Raw genomic sequence first — 17,234 nt, 5'->3', positions numbered from 1 at the left:
GAGTGCCCAGAAATGCCTGTTTGTTCGTTGGTGTTGTCCGGGTCGGTTGTAGGCGCTCCCGGCGCCGACAACCTAAAAATTCGTCCTGAATTTTTCCCTGGGGGAGTGATTTCTTTTGATGCCGTAAATGCAAAAAGCCGTCATTTCCGCGCAGGCGGAAATCCAGACAGCGAGTGCATTTCTAAAGATTGTGCGGGTATGTCGCGCTTGGGTTTAGTGGCAATCTCACCATTCCCGAATGCGCGCCAGACACTCTTTGCTGGCCCAAAGCGTGTCAAGAAATGCCTGCTTGTTCGCTGGTGTTGTCCGGGCATTTTTTGTTGCCTGAAATCACACTGTGGTTGATTCAATAAAGCAACCCTGAAACCGTGTTCTAGTCTTGGAAACGAGAGGTTCAGGGGGTTCTTGATGGAGCACTTTGGCAGTAGCGTGGTTTTGGGAAATTCTGAGGTTTTTTCGGGTATGTCGCGCTTGGGTTTAGTGGCAATCTCAGCATTTACGAATGCGCGCCAGACACTCTTTGCTGGCCCAAAGAGTGCCCAGAAATGCCTGTTTGTTCGCTGGTGTTGTCCGGGGCGGTTGTAGGCGCTCCCGGCGCCGACAACCTAAAAATTCATCCATGAATTTTTCCCTGGGGGAGTAGAACTGTTTGGGTTTGCAACTCGTTATTGCCCCAATATCGTTTAGCGCAAATGCTCCATTGTTATCTTTTGGCGGGGTTTTGCCTTATAAAACCTAATCCGAAAGGCTATGAGGTGAGGTGACGTTTTAGTTGCCAAGCTATGCCTTGCTACGCAATTTTCTACAACGTCTTCGGCTGTGTTGGACGGGGACTGGTGTATTCCATTAACTCTGTTTGATGGATTTGCCTTCGATGCCGAAACCGTATTGAAGTTTTTTTTCAACTTAAATTTATTTAAAACCAGACTTTACCAACAGAAAATCTCTCAGTGTTCTGCTAGTGTCAATACATTTAATAAAACCTAATTCAATGAGTAGCCTTTCGGCGTTAAGGAAGTGCTGGAATCATGAAAGATTGACGAAATACTTACTTAACTGAGATAACACAGGCCCTAATAACAATCTTGAGGCAATAGCGTTAAGCGTTGAGGAATGATGAGAATAAAAAGTATAAAAATTGAAAACTTTAGATTACTTCAAAACAGTTTGTTAGATATGACGGATGGCCTAACGTTGATAGTGGGAAAAAACAATACAGGTAAAACATCTTTTGTAGTTTTACTAGAAAAATTTCTATCCAAGCCAAATCCGTCATTTAGTTTCAGTGACTTTCCTGTCTCTGTAAGAAGTAAGCTCTATGATATATCTGAGGAAACAGATATAGATGAGTTGAGCATAAGGCTATGTATATCTGTAGAGTATGTAGATGAAGATAATCTAAAGAACATTTCCGACTTTATGCTGGATTTAGATCCAGATAAATCAACCATCAACATCATGTTTGAAGCGCGTATAGACCGAGATGCTTTACTTAATCGAATACCAACAAAAAAAGATGGTGCTGATGAGGAAAAATATCTTACCGAAAAAAGGAGCTTCATAGAGAGAAATGTCAGTAAGTTAATAAAAACCTCAATATATGCCTACGATGATTCGGGATATGAGGGAGACAGACCCTATTACCTTCAGAACAGAGAGGAATTAGAAGAAAAAGAGTTTAAAGATGTTTGTAACCTTATCAATTTTCAAGTAATACACGCTAGAAGAAATGTTGCCAGTTCAGATGAAACTGGTAAAAGTCCGCTGTCTACCGTAACAACACAGTTTTTCAAGAAATTAAACGACACGGATGATGAACGTCTGGAGCAAGTTAGAACTGCATTAATTGATATAGATAAAGGTTTAGAAACGCAGTATTCAGATGTTTTTAGTGGTTTTTTATCAAGTGCGGCAAAATTTCTCAATTTGGAAGGTTTGAAAGTTATTTCAGACATTGAAGCGAGTTCACTAATAGGTTCTTCTTCTAAGGTAATTTATGGGACAACGGAGGATCATCTTCCTGAAAACCTTAATGGTCTTGGTTATTTAAATATTCTATACCTCTTGCTTAAGATTGAGATGATGAAGCAGGAGTTCGAAGCGTCCTCATCAGACATTAATTTGTTATTTATCGAGGAGCCCGAAGCGCACACTCATCCCCAAATGCAATCAATTTTCTCAAAAAAGATTCGAGAAGTAGTAAGTGAAATACAGGGGCTACAGGCCGTAATTACCACCCATTCATCTTATATAGTTGCTAATTCTGACTTTGAAGATATTCGATACCTTTTAAAGCATGAAAACTTAAATGTTGAATTTAGGAACTTTCATACTGAGCTTGCACGAAAATATAAAGCAGAACAAGGGGAGGAGGGCGCAAAGTTATACCAGTTTTTAGAGCAGTATCTTAAAATTCAAAATGCGGAGCTCTTCTTCGCAGACAAAGCAATTTTTATCGAGGGTACTACGGAGAGGATTCTTCTACCTTGGTTTATCAAAAAGTATGATGATAAATGTGGTGACGAAAGTCAGCCAATATCTTCGCAAAATATTTCCATAATAGAGGCTGGGGCAAACGCTAAAGCCTTCGCGCCGTTTTTAGAGTTTATCGGTATAAAATCATTAATCCTGACAGATCTAGATTCGACAAAGCAAGATGTAAAACCAGATAAAAATGGCAAAGATAGGACTTCGTATGTGGCATGCCCGGTTTCCGATTCTTCTCATACCAGTAATGAAACGTTGAAGCATTTCTTTTCTGCCCCCGATATAAAAGGCGCAGGTTTTCCTGAATGGTTCAACAAACTAAAACGCGGAGAATTAACTGAGACTGCGGGCTGTGTAAAAGTCGCTTATCAGACGGAAGAACATGGTTATCAAGCAAGATCTTTTGAGGATGCTTTTTTTAATTCTAATAAATCTGAATTAAAGAGGGCTTGCGCTAATAGTGAAGTTTTAGGGCTGAAGAATAAGGACGAGATTGAAGAAATAGATACTGTAAGCATCTTTGAATTGACAGATAGAATGATTGATAAAAAATCCGATTTTGCAGCATCCTTACTCTATTTGGGTCTTACGGAGAAGGCTGACTGGGTAACACCAGAGTATATTAATGAGGGGCTGAAATGGATCAGTCAGTAAGTACACCCTTAGAAAATATAAAAGAATGTGTAGAGCTTGAACAATCCTTTGTTTTACAGGGCGGCGCTGGGAGCGGTAAGACAGAAATATTAAAACGGACAGTCAGGTTTTGTTCTGAAAATTACCCTGATAAGAAAATTGTTTGTATTACTCATACTAATAAAGCTGTTGATGAAATAGTCGAACGTGTGGGTTCAGGGATTGAAGTATCTACAATCCATTCGTTTATTAGTGAGCTTGTTAAACCATACAAACGTAATCTTTTAAAACTACTCCCAGAGCTCTTTTGCCTACCTTTATTCGAGGAGTTGGGTATTGATCATTACAATGGTGATGATAAGGCTAGAAAGACTGAAGAGCATAAGAGATTTAAAGCACTGCACGAATCTTTGGCTAATAGGCGCTCTATCGTATTACAAGAAGATACAGAAAAAGTCACTGGAAAGCGTGAATATGAAAAAGATCCTAGCTCATTTAATACATCGTTAAATAATGATATTGAGCAGTTAAATGAAGCGATAGTAGAAGCTATCAAGCAACACCATTTCAATGAGGTTGTATATAATAACACGCCATTTGATAGCTTTAAAAGTGCCACGTTTGGGCATGATGGTCTTATCAAAATAGCTGGACTGTTATTTTCTCAGTATTCTAGTATTGGGAGAATCGTTCGCGATAAATATGACTGTATATTTATCGATGAATATCAGGATACTGACGAAAATATTATTCATTCATTAATTTACTCTACTCCTGACAAAGGGCTAACTATAGGTTTGTTCGGTGACAGTGAACAGGCAATTTACGAAGGTGGGATAGGTTCGGCAAAAAGGTTTATAGATGACGGGCAGTTAACGTTAATTGAAAAAGAAGATAATTTTCGCTGCTCACGTCAAGTAATTGATGTCGCTAACAAATTTCGTTCTGATGGTTTGACTCAGAAAGTCGCTCTAAAGGAAACTAATGGAATAATGGAAACTGCTGAAGAACGGGAGGGATCAGCAACCTTTTACTATTCAATAAAGCCTCCTGAGCCAGAAAAACCAGCCTCTCCCCAAAAAAGGGATTCTGATGAAATCAAAAGTAATTACCAAATTGCAAAGGCTCAATATGAGGAGCAATTGGAGGAGTATAAACTTGATATTTCTCGGAGGCTGGAAGATTTAGCTGCTTTCGCTCAGGCTGATATTGGGGAGCATGTGTTATTGAAGCTCCCTAATAAATCGGTGGCTCGTGATGCTAGTTTCGGAAATTTGTATGAGCTGTTTGATGGCAGGTTTCGTGACACACGGGAAGAGATAAAAAATCACCTCGATAGACTTCAATTCGGTCAGCTTGCTGAATTACTGCAACTTTTTAATAGGTCGGCTGATGACAATCGTGCATACAACAAGCTGATAGGATTGTTGAAGAAACAAGGTTTTTTCATTAAAACTAAGCAAGATAAAAGAGAACTGCATCATATGCTTCAAGAGCTATCTTCGTCTAATGAAGCAGTCTATACTGTCATGAATCGAGCTGTTATTGCTGGACTGATCTCGTTATCCGAAAGCCATCAATCTTATCTTAAACGCAAGGATAGCGAGCTGGAAAGGATTGACAAAGATAGCAACATTTATGCTTTCAAAAAATTACAAGAATCTGGATGTAATACGAAGAAGCAAATGTGTGACTATATTAACCAGAATAATGATACTGATTTGACAGTTGAAGCGATTGAGGAGCACTACGATCAACTAGAAAAAGATGTTCAGAGTGAAAAATTCTATTCTGGATTGTTTGGTAGTGATCTGATCTTCAACGAGGTCTTAGCATTTTACAAATATGAAGGCGACGACAGTAACTTCATGACAATGCATAAAACTAAAGGAACTGGCATTGAAAATGTTGTTGTGGTTTTAGATGAATTCAACTGGTCCAAGTATGATTTTGGAAGCTGCTTTAGGTCGGAGACAAATAATCCGGCTAGGCAAGCCATCACAAGAAAACTGCTATATGTGGCGTGTTCCAGAGCAAAGAAAAATTTACGTTGTGTACGACTTCTAGGTAGTTCTGGCGAATTGGGAAATATAGAGAACTACTTTGATAATCTCGTGCCTGTTAATTTAAATAAGCCACGACAACCATCACTCTGTGTACATGGCTCACACCAATAATTGGTGCTCTCGGATTCGAGGATCACTCTGGCAGGGATGCCAGAGTCGAGTCTACAGGAATGTACTTGAGACGTGCCGATAAGTCGAGTGTACATCAGCTTGTTGTAGTCAATGGTCAACCAAGATGTTTAAATAAACTCCACAGGTTATTGCCGATACCCAACTGCAAATCAACTTCGCAGTACAAACCATTCCCCTACAAAATCTAATCAATAACCATGAAGCTAGCGTGATAGCACCAACTGATAATTGTCCAAAAGTGAGTTTGCTAATTTCATCACACTCCCCAGGGAAAAATTCAGGACGAATTTTTAGGTTGTCGGCGCCGGGAGCGCCTACAACCGGCCCGGACAACAGCAACGGACAAACAGGCATTTCTGGGCACTCTTGGGCCAACAAAGAGTGTCTGGCGCGCGTCACACCATGGTGAGGGAAACACTGAGCTCAAGCGCGACATACTTACCCAGCTTTAGCAATCTACTCGCTGTATGGATTCCCGCCTGGCGCGGGAATGACGGCTTGATAATGTGTATTTGTGACGCATTCCCAGGGAAAAATTCAGGACGAATTTTTAGGTTGTCGGCGCCGGGAGCGCCTACAACCGGTCCGGACAACAGCAACGGACAAATAGGCATTTCTGGGCACTCTTTGTGCCAGCAAAGAGTGTCTGGCGCGCGCCACACCATGGTGAGGGGGCACTGAACTCAAGCGCGACATACTTACCCAGCCTTAGCAATCTACTCGCTGTATGGATTCCCGCCTGACGCGGGAATGACGGCTTTTAGCATTGACGATATAAAGAAGAAATACAAAACAAGGGAAAAATTCATGGATGAATTTTTAGGTTGTCGGCGCTGGGAGCGCCTACAACCGTCCCGGATAACACCAAAGAATCAAAAGGCATTTCTGGGCACTCTTTGTGCCAGCAAAGAGTGTCTGGCGCGCGTCACACCATGGTGAGGGAAGCACTGTACTCAAGCGCGACATACTCACTCAATCTTTAGGAATGTACTCGCTAACTGGATTCCCGCCTGCGCGGGAATGACGGCTTTTAGCATTGACGATATATAATAGGAAATACAAAACAAGGGAAAAATTCATGGATGAATTTTTAGGTTGTCGGCGCCGGGAGCGCCTACAACCGACCCGGACAACAGCAACGAACAAACAGGCATTTCTGGGCACTCTTTGTGCCAGCAAAGAGTGTCTGGCGCGCATCCGTAAATGGTGAGATTGCTACTGAACCCAAGCGCGACATAACATCCCCATCTTAATTGAACGTGCCGATGACACCGCACTTCCCGAACCTAATATTGATCACCCAGAATGATCCGTATAACCTGACCTGAAACAACACTATATGAATAAACATGAACACAACTAAGCCCATTACCCGAAAAGAAAAAGGCTCGACGATTGAGCGTGTCTTACGGATTTTATCCTTTATTTCCGAACACCAAGGTCAGTACGATCAGAATGAACTGGCTGAGGCGATGGATCTCCCCAAGCCAGCTACTGCAAAACTCCTTGTGCAGTTGAAAGAGCTCGGCATTCTGCGCGAGAACATGCTGAGAAAAGTGATTGCCGGCCCTGAATTCCGCCAGATGGCGCTGGCCGTGCTGCGCAATAAGGTCTTTGAATCGCAGCGCCTGACGGTACTGGAAAGACTGTCGGCGCAAATTGGTGAAACCTGTGGCATCTCTGTGCCGAACGGCATCGAAATGCTGTACTTTGAGCGGGTTCAGACCAACTGGCCTTTGCAGATCAGCCTGCCGGTTGGCAGTTCAGTGCCGCTGGCCGCGACGGCGTCAGGCAAACTGTATCTGGCGACTTTGCCGGACGGCGTGCGCCGGGTGATTCTGGATAATATTGCGCTGGAAGTCTTCACCGAGCATACCCTGATAGACAAGGCAAAACTGGAGCAGGAGCTGACCGCTATCCGTGAACTGGGTTATGGCCGCGATAATGGTGAATTCATTGATGGTATGGCCGCGGTTTCCGTGCCGATAGCCCGTGATGGTTTGCTGCTGGGTTTTCTGTTCTGTCACAGCCCTGTGGTTCGTCATCCGTTGCTTGATTTGGAAACCTTTGTGCCGCTGATGCAAGAAGCCGCGGATGAAATTATGGCAATGATGCTGAGCTGAGATTAGCTGGCAACAGCAAAGGGCCGTGTTTATGTCAGTTCTTGAATATAGCCCTGAAGCTGATCCCGGGTACGTTCGAGATCGGGCAGATAAGTCAGTAACTGATCCAGAGATTTGCGTGTTTTCGGGCAGTGGCAAAACAGGGATGCCAGAAATTTGCCGTCGGAAGATTTGACCGGAATAGCCACAGCGACCAGCCCGTCGATGAATTCTTCGTTATCCACACTCACCTGACGTCCGCGGATGATCTTTAATTCCTGCTCCAGCGTATCAGGGTCGGTATGGGTATTTTTGGCCAGTTTGGTCATATCCAGCTGGCCTATGATCCGCTCCCGCTGCGTCTTGGGCAGGGAGCTCAGAAACAACTTGCCGCTGGCGGTTGCCCAGACAGGGGTTTTCATCCCTATGGGTAAGACAATCTGCAGCGGCCAGTTGGTCTGAATTCGTTCGTGGTACACCATTTCATTGCCGTCCGGAATCGCAATCCCACAGGTTTCTTTCACTCGTCGCGACAATCCGTGCAATATCGCCTGAAGTTGTGCTTTTCGCTCGTTGTTGCTGTTCAGGTTGAGGGCAATACGTTTGAGCTCAGCACCGGGGTAAACGTTGCCGCGTTCGTCGGCAGTCAGAAACTGTTCTTCGTCCAGTTGCTGAACCAGGCGATGATAGGTCGGTTTTGGGATCTCAGAATGAAAAATCAGATCCGGCAGCGGAACCGGCTGCTCCTGTCTGGCGCTTTGGGTGATGATTTCCACAATGCGACTGACGGCGTTGGCTTTGTTTTCCATAGCTGAATCCTGCAATTCCTGTTATCCGGCGATTATAGCGGGTATACCTATTGCCTAAAAGGTTGATGTGGAAACGATTCGCAGAAAATACTGTCGGTATTTCCCTCAAACAGGGACGGCATGACAAAGGTACGCCCAGAGAGTGGCAACTCACTGCGTTCTTGCTCCGACATGCCATACCAGCCCGTGGTAACAAACAAAATGTCGAGTTTGTCGCCGCCAAAGGTACACCGGGTCGCGTGCTTTACCGGCAGCGCTTCGAGATGAATACATTTACCTTCCGGGTTGTATATGCTGACAGCGCCTTTATTCCAGTGGCACACGTAGAGATTTCCCAGCGCGTCGGTTGTCAGCCCATCGGGTAAGCCTTCTTGCTCCGGCAACTGAATAAAGACACGTTTATTGAGGACGGCAGTCCAGTCATCATTCATTTGCAGCTCGATAACCTGACCCCGGAACATATTGGCTACGTAGGCGCGCTTTAGCCTGGCGTTAAACGCAATACCATTGGCAACAGCATATCCGCAATCAAGCTGACTGATGGTGTGGGTGTCAGCCCGGTAGCGGTACAGACAGCCATCGGCTTGCTCCAGGTGGCTTTCATTCATGGAGCCAAACCAGAGATCGCCACTCGGGCAATTCACCGCATCATTCAGTCGTATTCCGGCCAGCCCTTCGGTTGGGTCGGCGATAAACTCAAAGCCGCTGAAATCCGCATGGCAGCGATACAACCCCGTTTTTGTCGCGGTGAGCCAGCCAGAGCTGGCAGGTGCAATGGCCGTGACCGCGACCGGTACGTCGGTGGCGCTATGGGTTTTTGTTTTCAGGGAATACTGGTGGATGCAGTTGTGCTCAGTATCGACCCAGAACAGGGTCTGCTCTGAGGCCAGCCAGATCGGCGACTCGCCAATTTCACACGTAGCGTCAGTCAGGGGTTGAGCGTAGGGGTTGCTCATAATCAATGTCCATATAATGATATTTAAAGTATCAATATAGATTAATTATTGCGCGTGTGAACGGGTGGTGTGTAAAAAAACAAACCCTGCTCACAGAGCAGGGTTCAGGTCGTCTTTTCGCGTGTGAAGGGTTTACCAGCGGTAATTCAGTGTGGCTATCACACTGCGTTCTTCACCGTAGTAACAGTAGTAGTCACAGCTCGACACATAGGTTTCGTCAAACAGGTTGTTGACGTTCAGCTGAGCCTGCCATTGGTTGTTGATGTTGTAACGGGCAACGGCATCCACCAGTGTGTATGACGGTACAGTACGGCTACTGCTGGCCGGGTTATCGACGGTTTCACCGTTATAACGAACGCCACCGCCCAGAGTTAGTCCCTGTAACAGCTCTGTGGTGAAGTCATAGTCCAGCCAGGCTGATGCGGCGTGACGCGGTATCAGAGCGGCTCGCTGTTCTTTGCCTTTACCATAGGTTTCGTCTGTACGTGCATCGGTATAGGTGTAGCTGGCGGTGAGTTTCAGATTGTCAGTCAGGTAACCGATACCTTCCACTTCCACACCCTGCGAGGTAGCCTCACCGGTTTGGGTTTTTACATAGGTAGCCGGGTTTGTCACCAGCGCGTTTTTCTGTGTGATATCAAATAATGCAAGGTTCAGATAACCATCAATAAATTCTGGGGTGTATTTCACACCAACTTCTGTTTGCTGACCTTCAAGCGGTTTGTACAGTTTACCTGTTGCGGGATCCACAGTGGTCAGTACTTCAAACGACTCAGAGTAACTTGCGTAAGGCGCGAATCCATTGCTGGCCAGATACATCAGGCCGCCGTTCAGAGAGAGCTGGCTATCATCACGTTTCTCTTTGACTTCAGATGTTTTGTTGTTGTTCTTGGTTTTTACGTAGTCATAACGCCCACCAAGTAACATAACCCATTGGCCGTCAAGTTTGACCTGATGCTGCGCGTAAAGACCCACTTGATCTTTCCCGATGGTGCGCGAGGTGAGTGTACTTGGATCAACGGGTGTGAAATTACCCGGTGTGTGATTGAAAATATCAATCGGACCACCAAAGGCGTAATCGTCTTTTTCTTTACCTTCGTTTTTATGGGTTTGGAGATCCAGACCCAGCAACAGTGTTTGTTCGGTACGGTCGGTGTAGAAGCGGCCGACAGTTTGTGTATCCAGGCTGTAGCTGTCAACAGAACCATCACGGTAGACCAAGCCTCGGTTATAAACGTTCGGGTCTATGATATTTCCACCCGAGTCAACTGCAGGTGCTGAGAAGACATAAGAACTACGAAGCAGCATATCAATATGCCCGTAATTGGCATTTTGTTTCAGCGTCCAGGTATCGTTAAACTCGTGTTCAAGTGCGTACCCAAGCGAGAACTGCGTTTTCTCATTGATGTCGTAACCTGGCTCACCCAAGTTCGTGCTTGGATCCAGTTTGCCTTGCGGAGTGTCGATCAAGCTGCCATTAGCAGGGAAAAAGCCGTTTGTTGGTACACCTTCATCGTCAATAATACTGGCCAACAAGGTCAGCGTAGTGCGATCTGATAAATCCAGCGCTAAGCTGGGTGCCAGATAGTATCGCTGATTATAGGTGCCATCCAGTACACCATCCCGTTCGTTAGCCATGGCAACAATCCGGTAACGCGCATCACCGTTTTCATTGGCATAGTCTGAAATATCGATACCGATTTGTTTGTGTGAGCGATTGCCCACCTGCAGGTCGATTTCGCCTTGCGGTGTATCGGTCGGACGCTTGCTGACTGCACTGATAACGCCACCCGGAGGCGCCTCACCGTACAGAATAGAAGCCGGGCCTTTCAATACCTCGACACGCTCTATGCCGAAAGGTTCGAGCATCCAGCCATAATAACCATCTTTAAATAAACGGTTACCGTCCAGATAGGTGGCAGCATCAAAGCCACGAACTTTAATCCAGTCTGTGTCGTTGTCCGCGCCATAGGGCTGCGAAGTCACACCGGCTCGGTAACGCAGGGCTTCGTCAACTTTCTGAACCTGACGAATTTCCAGCTCTTCACGATCAACAACTGAAGCAGAACGAGGCGTTTCTTCTAAAGGTGTTTCCACTTTCAGTGCTGACGCAGTCACAACGATAGTCTCTGGCTCAACATCCTGTACGCTGTTCGTTGCTTCATCTGCGAATGCAGGTAATGCGATAGCGAATAAGGAAATCGGCAGAATGTTTTTGTGGCAGATTTTTCTGATTGCCAGCCCAAGCGTACTTAGGCTCGGCTTGAATAATTGTGTCATAACGCGGATACCCAAACGAATGTAAAACAGATTCGAAGTAATAATTATTGTTATTTGCAATTATACTGACTGATCGTCCAGGTTGTGTGACTTTTGTCACCTTTTTAAAGTGGTGTGGCGCATTGTGAGAATAAAAAATCACTTAATGTCATATTTTCTCTACAAAGTACTGGACTTGATGCATAACAATGTTTATCGGTTTGTTGGCGAGATACTTAGGGCTATTAAACGACATAATTATTCAATTTGTTTAATAAGATGTGCTTTTTTGAGGTGTTTACCACACGTAATGCTGAAAAAATTCATACTTTGATGACAAAGTGTTCACAATTGGTATCGCTATCATTATATTGGTCCGACATACGAAGTAAACGGACTTGTCAGTTATGAATTTATCTATTGCAAGGAAGCTCAGGGTCAGCTTTTTCTTGTTGACTGCATTATTTTTAGCCGCCGCAATCATTCTTTATCTCCAGATCAGTAAAGTGGAAAGCCATGCTTATTCACTATTGAATGTGGATATTCCCACTGTGGATGCCAGTCGATCCATACAGCAAAACGCCGAATTTTCATTATCCAGCCTCCGGGCTTATATGCTGGCGGCAGATGAAGCGCGCCAGGAAAGGTACCGTCAACAACTTGACGATGCGTTTACCAAAGTGGATGAAGAAGTCGCCCGTTTACAAAACCATCTGAGTGAAGCGCAGTTTAAGTTAGTGAAAGCTGACTGGGAAGCACTGAAAGCCAGTGAAAAAGCGGTGGCCGCTATGAGCCACACGCCGGAGAACCTGCCCGCGCATACGTTATTGCAATCAGAAGCGGCGCCGTTGGCTGAAGTTGCTTTAGACCAGCTGCAGGGCATGCTTAACGAAGAAGAAAGTAACCCTGTGGGCGACGATCGTAAGCGCCTGATGAAGTTGCTGACGGATGCTTATTCATCGTTATCCAACGGCCTGGGCGAATTGCGGGCATTTTTGATCAGCGCTAATCAGGACAATCTGGACAAGTTCGAAGAGTACCTGCGGCATAATAATCGGGCGGTGTCTGAAATTAACCGCAAGCAGGACAGCCTGAGTGACAGCCAGAAAAGTCTCTGGTCGCTGTTTAAAGAAATGCAGGATATGTATTTGCCAATGGCGACAGACGTTGTCATGCACCGTCAGGCACAGGACTGGAATAAAGCCACTTACCTGATGGAGACAGAAACCTTGCTTGCAGTCGAACAACTGGCGCAAACCATTGAAACTGTGGTTAGCGAACAGCAGGTGATTGCTGCAGAAAGTGGAGATGCCATTAGCAGCAGCGTGCAGAAAGTGGTGGCTCTGCTGATTGCCACCAGTGTGATTGCCAGTTTATGTTCTTTGTTTATCGCAACCTGGCTGGGGCGGGATATCGGTTCGCGTTTAAGCCGTGTGGTAACTCGTGCTGAAGAAATATCGCACGGTAATTTCTCAGGTACAGCGCTGGCAAATAAAGGTTCTGATGAAATTGCGGCACTGATCGATGCGGTGAACCGTATGTCCGTCGCTTTGTCTGGCTTAGTCACCGGGGTGTCGACCAAAGCGCACGCGGTGAATGCCAGCATGGATCAGCTGCTTGCCACCAATGCTGACACGGCAGGTGAAGTGAACGATCAGGCGTCGCGGATCAACTCTGTGGCGACAGCAATAGAAGAAATGTCCGCTACGGCCCATGAAACGGCACAAAATACCCAGGCGGCATCTGACGATCTTGCCCACTCGGCTTCCCTGTTGGTGAATGGCGAGCAGGCGTTGGATCAGAACCAGCAGACAGTGACAGAGCTGAATACGCTGGTGGCGCAGGCCAGTGACATGGTTCAGCAACTCAGGGCAGACAGTGACCGCATTGAACATGTCACGGAAGTGATTCAGGGGGTAGCAGAGCAGACTAATCTGCTGGCGTTAAATGCGGCGATAGAAGCGGCCCGTGCCGGCGATTTAGGTCGCGGTTTTGCGGTTGTTGCTGATGAAGTCCGCCTGCTGGCCCAGCGCACGACTGAATCTACGACAGAGATCAACGCCATTGTTGAAGCACTTCAGGCGTCCACACATCAGGTCGTGCAGGTTATCGAACAGAGCCAGTCTCTGGTTCAGGTAGGTACAGAGCATACTGCGACGGCCAATGAGATGCTCAAAGATACGGTTCGCTACATGGAGGTGGTGTCGCAGAAAGTGAGTGATATTGCGGTTGCGACAGAACAACAGTCGAATGTGTCGCAGTCTGTTGCTGAGCTGGTGCACCAGCTGTCATCTTCTGCCGACGATGTGTCCGGCAATTGCGACAATGCCAACCAAACTTCTCAGTCCATCAAATCCCAGGTGGATGAATTAAACAGTGCAATGAAGAAATTTGTCGTCTAGCGATTTTCACTGTCTCGCAAGTTAAACCCGGCAACGGCCGGGTTTTTTGTGTCTTATAAATCAATGGCTTGACGCCGTTCTCTGCGAAGTGGAGTCCATCGGGGCTGTCGTTGCCAATTCACGACGAGCACACAAACCATGCCTTGGCACTTGCCGTGATATAGGCTTCTTCATGCCAGTCTAAGCGCTCTAAGGTTGGCGCTGTCCGAATATCACCTTTGTATTTTTCGGTGACCAATACCCTCACTCTGCCATCGGTGGCATTTCGGACAGTACCTCGGTAGGTGTAACCCAGCGTGCTGTTGCGCGGCCTTTCATACAGACAGACATTTTCGCCGACACTGGTATAAATGTGTTCGCTTTCTTCTGTCCAGGCGCCATTCGCAGCCGGTGCTCTGGTTGGCTCAATCAGCGCGGTTGCTGCTGCGGGTGCATCCAGCAGCCTGCGTTCAGCCGTGTAAGGCAGGTAGCCCAGTACAATGGCCGAGCTGTACCATTCATCGTCCGGTGCGCCATCATTTTCGATCACTTTCAGCGTCACGAATGGGCCGTCGAGACAAAGATCTGCCCATTGATCCGTACCGCTGATACTGGCTGAGAAGAAAGGGTATTCCTCGGCTGTGTTGGTGTTTACTACGCACCAGGTGCCTGTCTCCTGGTGATTGAGCTGGCCATTGTTGAGGTCACAAACTTGCCTGGCCAGATTCTGAAACTGCGCGATATCTTCCGCGGCCTGCTCCGGGCCGTTACTGCAATAACGGTAGGTATAAGAGTAGGCGCTTTTGGGGTAATACTGCCCTTTGTCAACCACGGCACCGTTGGAGCGAACCTCATTTTCGTCAATAAATTCCTGGGCGGTGTCATACATACTGTAGTCACTGCTGAATCCCAGCGAGGATAAACTGCTGCATCCCGACAGCCAGAACAGGCCTGTAAAAGCCAGACACGCGCGAGAAAAGTGCTTTTGCATATCATCAACACCTATTACCCAAACACATAATTTTTATGACGTTAAGTATAGGTAAGTACTCGAAAAAGTGAAGGAATACAGAGGCTAACAATGACGCGGTATCTTTAATAAGAAAGATACTGCGTCATTTATCACGTTATATATGCGGAAAGGGTTATTTTGCCAGTGCCTGATTCAGCCACTGGTCGAAGTGAGATTTTGGCAGTGCGCCATTGATGGTATCGACCAGCTTGCCCTGTCTGAAGACCATAATGGTAGGAATACTGCGGATACGGTATTGCGCCGCCAGCGCCTGCTGAGCTTCGGTATCAATTTTTACGAAGCGCACCTGTCCGGCTCTCTCAGCTGCGACATCTTCGAAAACAGGGGCAAAACCCACGCAAGGGTTGCACCAGGGTGCCCAGAAGTCGACCACAACGGCTTGTTCACTTTGCAGCACAGCCTGGAAGTTATCTGTGGTGCCTTCTAATGGTTTTCCGTCGAGCAGTGCTTCTTTACATGCACCACATACGGCTTTGTCATTAATACGTTCAACGGGAATACGGTTCAGGCCCTGGCAATGCGGGCATCGGGTAGTGATAGTCGACATAATCAATTTCCATCTGTCTCAATATGGGCTCAATGTACTGATTTTATGTCGCTCAGAAAAGAGGGGATCGGGCAATTATTGCAATAGAAAAAAACGATGATGAGGTGGTGACAATTCATGGCTAATGCAAGAGAGCACATTAGCCATGACGAGATCGGTAGAGTTAAGTGTGGGTTTTCAGTGTAATAAACCCAGCTCTTTGGCTTCCTCAATGGTTAATCCGCATTCACGGATGTCACGCAGCATTTCGATACGGCGGCGTGCAGCAGCTTGTTGACGTTTATTAGCAGAGACTTTAGCAGATGATGCTGTTTCGTCTTGCTGATCCCACTTGTTAGCGGCATCAGCCATTTCCAGATATTCAAGTGAGTTGATAGACACAATTACCTCCTGAAAGCACTATGCGTCGAGATCAGGCATATCTTTATCAGAGCTTTCAGACAGCGTCAAAGCAAAGAAATCGTGCTTTGTGACCAATGGCGTATTTGTGAGATGAAGTCGCTGGCGGGATAAAATTCTACTTTGACACAAACCGTTTTCAGAGTATCTTTCGCCGTTCCAGCCTGAGAAAATGCGGGCTGAATAATGCGCCATCCAAGTGCTAAAAAGCCAGTCCGAAGACTGGCTTTTGCATTTCTCAGGCCGCAATAATCAACGCAGTTGGTCAACGACCACACGTACTGCGGCTAACATGTCCTGACCGAAAGCCAGACTGCGCTCCGGCGACCAGCCGTAAAAGGCATCCGGTTGCAGGTTGTGATCTTTAAATGGCATTTCAACGGTATACGCCAGACACTTAAATTGCTCACCAACCCAAGCGGTACCCATGTTCAGATTGGCTTCGCCCGGTGCATCTTTGTCATAGCCATATTCATCCTGAAATTCCGGCGTAATCGTCAGCAAGGCTTGTTTAAAGTTGTTTTCCAGCGTGGCGTGGCGCTCATCATAAGAGGGTATGCCTTCACAGCCAGCGACAAAATTGTATGGGATGGCTTCATCACCATGAATGTCGAGAAACAGGTCGACGCCGGTTTTCAGCATACGCTCCCGTACCAGGAAGACCTCCGGACTTTTCTCCATGCTGGGTGTCAGCCATTCACGGTTGAGGTTGATTCCTGCCGCATTGGTCCGCAGATGGCCTCTGATGCTGCCGTCCGGGTTCATGTTCGGCACGATGTAAAAGACGGCACGGTCAAGCAGCGCACGGCCGACAGTGTCGGTTTCGTCAAGTAAGCGCTGCAGCAGGCCTTCCATGAACCACTCTGCCATGGTTTCGCCCGGATGCTGGCGGGCAATAATCCAGATCTTCTTCTTACCTTCGCCTGGCTCGCCTATTGTCAGCAGGCTGATGTCATTGTTATCGAGCGTGCTGCCCAGGGTTTCCAGTTCACAGTTGAAGTTCATCTGAGCCTGATGCAGCAAATCCAGGTGCCTGTCGTAGCTGTAGGGGGCAAAGTAGGCGAAATACATGGAGCGCTGTTCAGGAATCACTTTAAAGCGCAGGGTATCGCCGTCAAATTCAGCCGGGATGCGAAACCACTCTTCACGGTCATAAGATGCTACAACATCGTAATCTTTCCAGCCTTCCGGGTAGGCAGATTTCGCTAAATCCTGTAATTCGAAGCCATGTTCAACCTGAGCCTGAGTTTCCAGACGAAAGTGAAACCACTGGTAGAAATCAGACTGGTTGTCTTTTTTTATTCGCAGTTGAATATCACCAGGCTGGTCGGCTTTTACAACATCAATATTGCCGCTTTCGAAGTTACTGAAAATGTTCATCTCTCTAAACCTTGTAAGGTGAATGAAGGCAGAAGGTTAGCACAACTATA

General features: G+C 46.5%; 13 protein-coding genes. 6 read left to right on the top strand and 7 right to left on the bottom strand.

Features of this window, described 5'->3' with window-relative positions; translation table 11 throughout:
- The 5 genes from L6J37_RS16215 to L6J37_RS16200 all read left to right on the top strand — a co-directional run.
- On the top strand, window positions 1–345 hold a 345-nt coding region (locus tag L6J37_RS16215; RefSeq protein ID WP_237795890.1), incomplete at its 5' end, for a hypothetical protein.
- A 768-nt stretch (window positions 346–1,113) separates the two neighbouring features.
- Window positions 1,114–3,141, top strand: a complete 2,028-nt coding sequence (locus L6J37_RS16210; RefSeq protein WP_237795887.1) for an ATP-dependent nuclease — start codon at window positions 1,114–1,116, stop codon at window positions 3,139–3,141.
- The gene (locus L6J37_RS16205) at window positions 3,126–5,297 is read left to right on the top strand and encodes an ATP-dependent helicase (RefSeq protein WP_237795885.1); all 2,172 of its coding nucleotides are present in this window, start codon (window positions 3,126–3,128) and stop codon (window positions 5,295–5,297) included. The genes L6J37_RS16210 and L6J37_RS16205 overlap by 16 nt, the downstream gene beginning before the upstream one ends.
- Window positions 5,298–6,396: 1,099 nt before the next feature.
- The gene (locus L6J37_RS21365) at window positions 6,397–6,528 is read left to right on the top strand and encodes a hypothetical protein (RefSeq protein WP_269093530.1); all 132 of its coding nucleotides are present in this window, start codon (window positions 6,397–6,399) and stop codon (window positions 6,526–6,528) included.
- Window positions 6,529–6,667: 139 nt separating this feature from the next.
- A complete protein-coding gene (locus tag L6J37_RS16200) occupies window positions 6,668–7,441 on the top strand; it encodes an IclR family transcriptional regulator (RefSeq protein ID WP_237795883.1) in 774 nt (257 codons plus the stop codon).
- 29 nt (window positions 7,442–7,470) lie between these two features.
- Here the strand turns inward: L6J37_RS16200 and L6J37_RS16195 are convergent, their stop codons facing one another.
- From L6J37_RS16195 to L6J37_RS16185, 3 genes are all read right to left on the bottom strand, one after another.
- Entirely contained in the window at window positions 7,471–8,229 is a 759-nt protein-coding gene (locus L6J37_RS16195) for an IclR family transcriptional regulator (RefSeq protein WP_192014490.1), read from the bottom strand.
- Window positions 8,230–8,276: 47 nt separating this feature from the next.
- Window positions 8,277–9,185 (bottom strand): SMP-30/gluconolactonase/LRE family protein, encoded by a 909-nt coding sequence (locus L6J37_RS16190; protein ID WP_237795882.1) that lies wholly within the window; start codon window positions 9,183–9,185, stop codon window positions 8,277–8,279.
- Between the two features lie 132 nt (window positions 9,186–9,317).
- On the bottom strand, window positions 9,318–11,465 hold the full coding sequence (locus L6J37_RS16185) for a TonB-dependent siderophore receptor (RefSeq protein ID WP_237795881.1): 2,148 nt from the start codon (window positions 11,463–11,465) through the stop codon (window positions 9,318–9,320).
- A 386-nt stretch (window positions 11,466–11,851) separates the two neighbouring features.
- On the opposite strand from L6J37_RS16185, the gene L6J37_RS16180 reads away from it, so the two are divergent.
- Entirely contained in the window at window positions 11,852–13,846 is a 1,995-nt protein-coding gene (locus L6J37_RS16180; RefSeq protein WP_237795880.1) for a methyl-accepting chemotaxis protein, read from the top strand.
- Window positions 13,847–13,964: 118 nt separating this feature from the next.
- Here the strand turns inward: L6J37_RS16180 and L6J37_RS16175 are convergent, their stop codons facing one another.
- From L6J37_RS16175 to L6J37_RS16160, 4 genes are all read right to left on the bottom strand, one after another.
- The gene (locus L6J37_RS16175; RefSeq protein WP_218386816.1) at window positions 13,965–14,816 is read right to left on the bottom strand and encodes a hypothetical protein; all 852 of its coding nucleotides are present in this window, start codon (window positions 14,814–14,816) and stop codon (window positions 13,965–13,967) included.
- A 154-nt stretch (window positions 14,817–14,970) separates the two neighbouring features.
- Window positions 14,971–15,405, bottom strand: a complete 435-nt coding sequence (gene trxC / locus L6J37_RS16170; protein WP_192014485.1) for a thioredoxin TrxC — start codon at window positions 15,403–15,405, stop codon at window positions 14,971–14,973.
- A gap of 177 nt (window positions 15,406–15,582) precedes the next feature.
- Window positions 15,583–15,786 carry a hypothetical protein gene (locus tag L6J37_RS16165; protein ID WP_192014484.1) on the bottom strand — a complete coding sequence of 68 codons (204 nt, stop codon included), beginning with the start codon at window positions 15,784–15,786 and terminating at the stop codon, window positions 15,583–15,585.
- A gap of 270 nt (window positions 15,787–16,056) precedes the next feature.
- Entirely contained in the window at window positions 16,057–17,184 is a 1,128-nt protein-coding gene (locus L6J37_RS16160) for a M14 family metallopeptidase (protein ID WP_237795879.1), read from the bottom strand.
- Window positions 17,185–17,234 lie beyond the last annotated feature (50 nt).

Origin of the sequence: Photobacterium sp. WH77, from assembly GCF_022014395.1 — a bacterium.
Lineage (GTDB): Bacteria > Pseudomonadota > Gammaproteobacteria > Enterobacterales > Vibrionaceae > Photobacterium > Photobacterium arenosum.
Note: the sequence above shows the minus strand (reverse complement) of the source record. Positions and strands in the feature narration are given on the sequence as shown.

Coding starts and splice junctions, on each gene's coding strand:
- L6J37_RS16205 (WP_237795885.1), top strand. CDS start 3,126: ATGGATCAGTCAGTAAGTACACCCTTAGAAAATATAAAAGAATGTGTA.
- L6J37_RS16190 (WP_237795882.1), bottom strand. CDS start 9,185: ATGAGCAACCCCTACGCTCAACCCCTGACTGACGCTACGTGTGAAATT.
- L6J37_RS16195 (WP_192014490.1), bottom strand. CDS start 8,229: ATGGAAAACAAAGCCAACGCCGTCAGTCGCATTGTGGAAATCATCACC.
- trxC (WP_192014485.1), bottom strand. CDS start 15,405: ATGTCGACTATCACTACCCGATGCCCGCATTGCCAGGGCCTGAACCGT.
- L6J37_RS16210 (WP_237795887.1), top strand. CDS start 1,114: ATGATGAGAATAAAAAGTATAAAAATTGAAAACTTTAGATTACTTCAA.
- L6J37_RS16200 (WP_237795883.1), top strand. CDS start 6,668: ATGAACACAACTAAGCCCATTACCCGAAAAGAAAAAGGCTCGACGATT.
- L6J37_RS16185 (WP_237795881.1), bottom strand. CDS start 11,465: ATGACACAATTATTCAAGCCGAGCCTAAGTACGCTTGGGCTGGCAATC.
- L6J37_RS16175 (WP_218386816.1), bottom strand. CDS start 14,816: ATGCAAAAGCACTTTTCTCGCGCGTGTCTGGCTTTTACAGGCCTGTTC.
- L6J37_RS21365 (WP_269093530.1), top strand. CDS start 6,397: ATGGATGAATTTTTAGGTTGTCGGCGCCGGGAGCGCCTACAACCGACC.
- L6J37_RS16160 (WP_237795879.1), bottom strand. CDS start 17,184: ATGAACATTTTCAGTAACTTCGAAAGCGGCAATATTGATGTTGTAAAA.
- L6J37_RS16180 (WP_237795880.1), top strand. CDS start 11,852: ATGAATTTATCTATTGCAAGGAAGCTCAGGGTCAGCTTTTTCTTGTTG.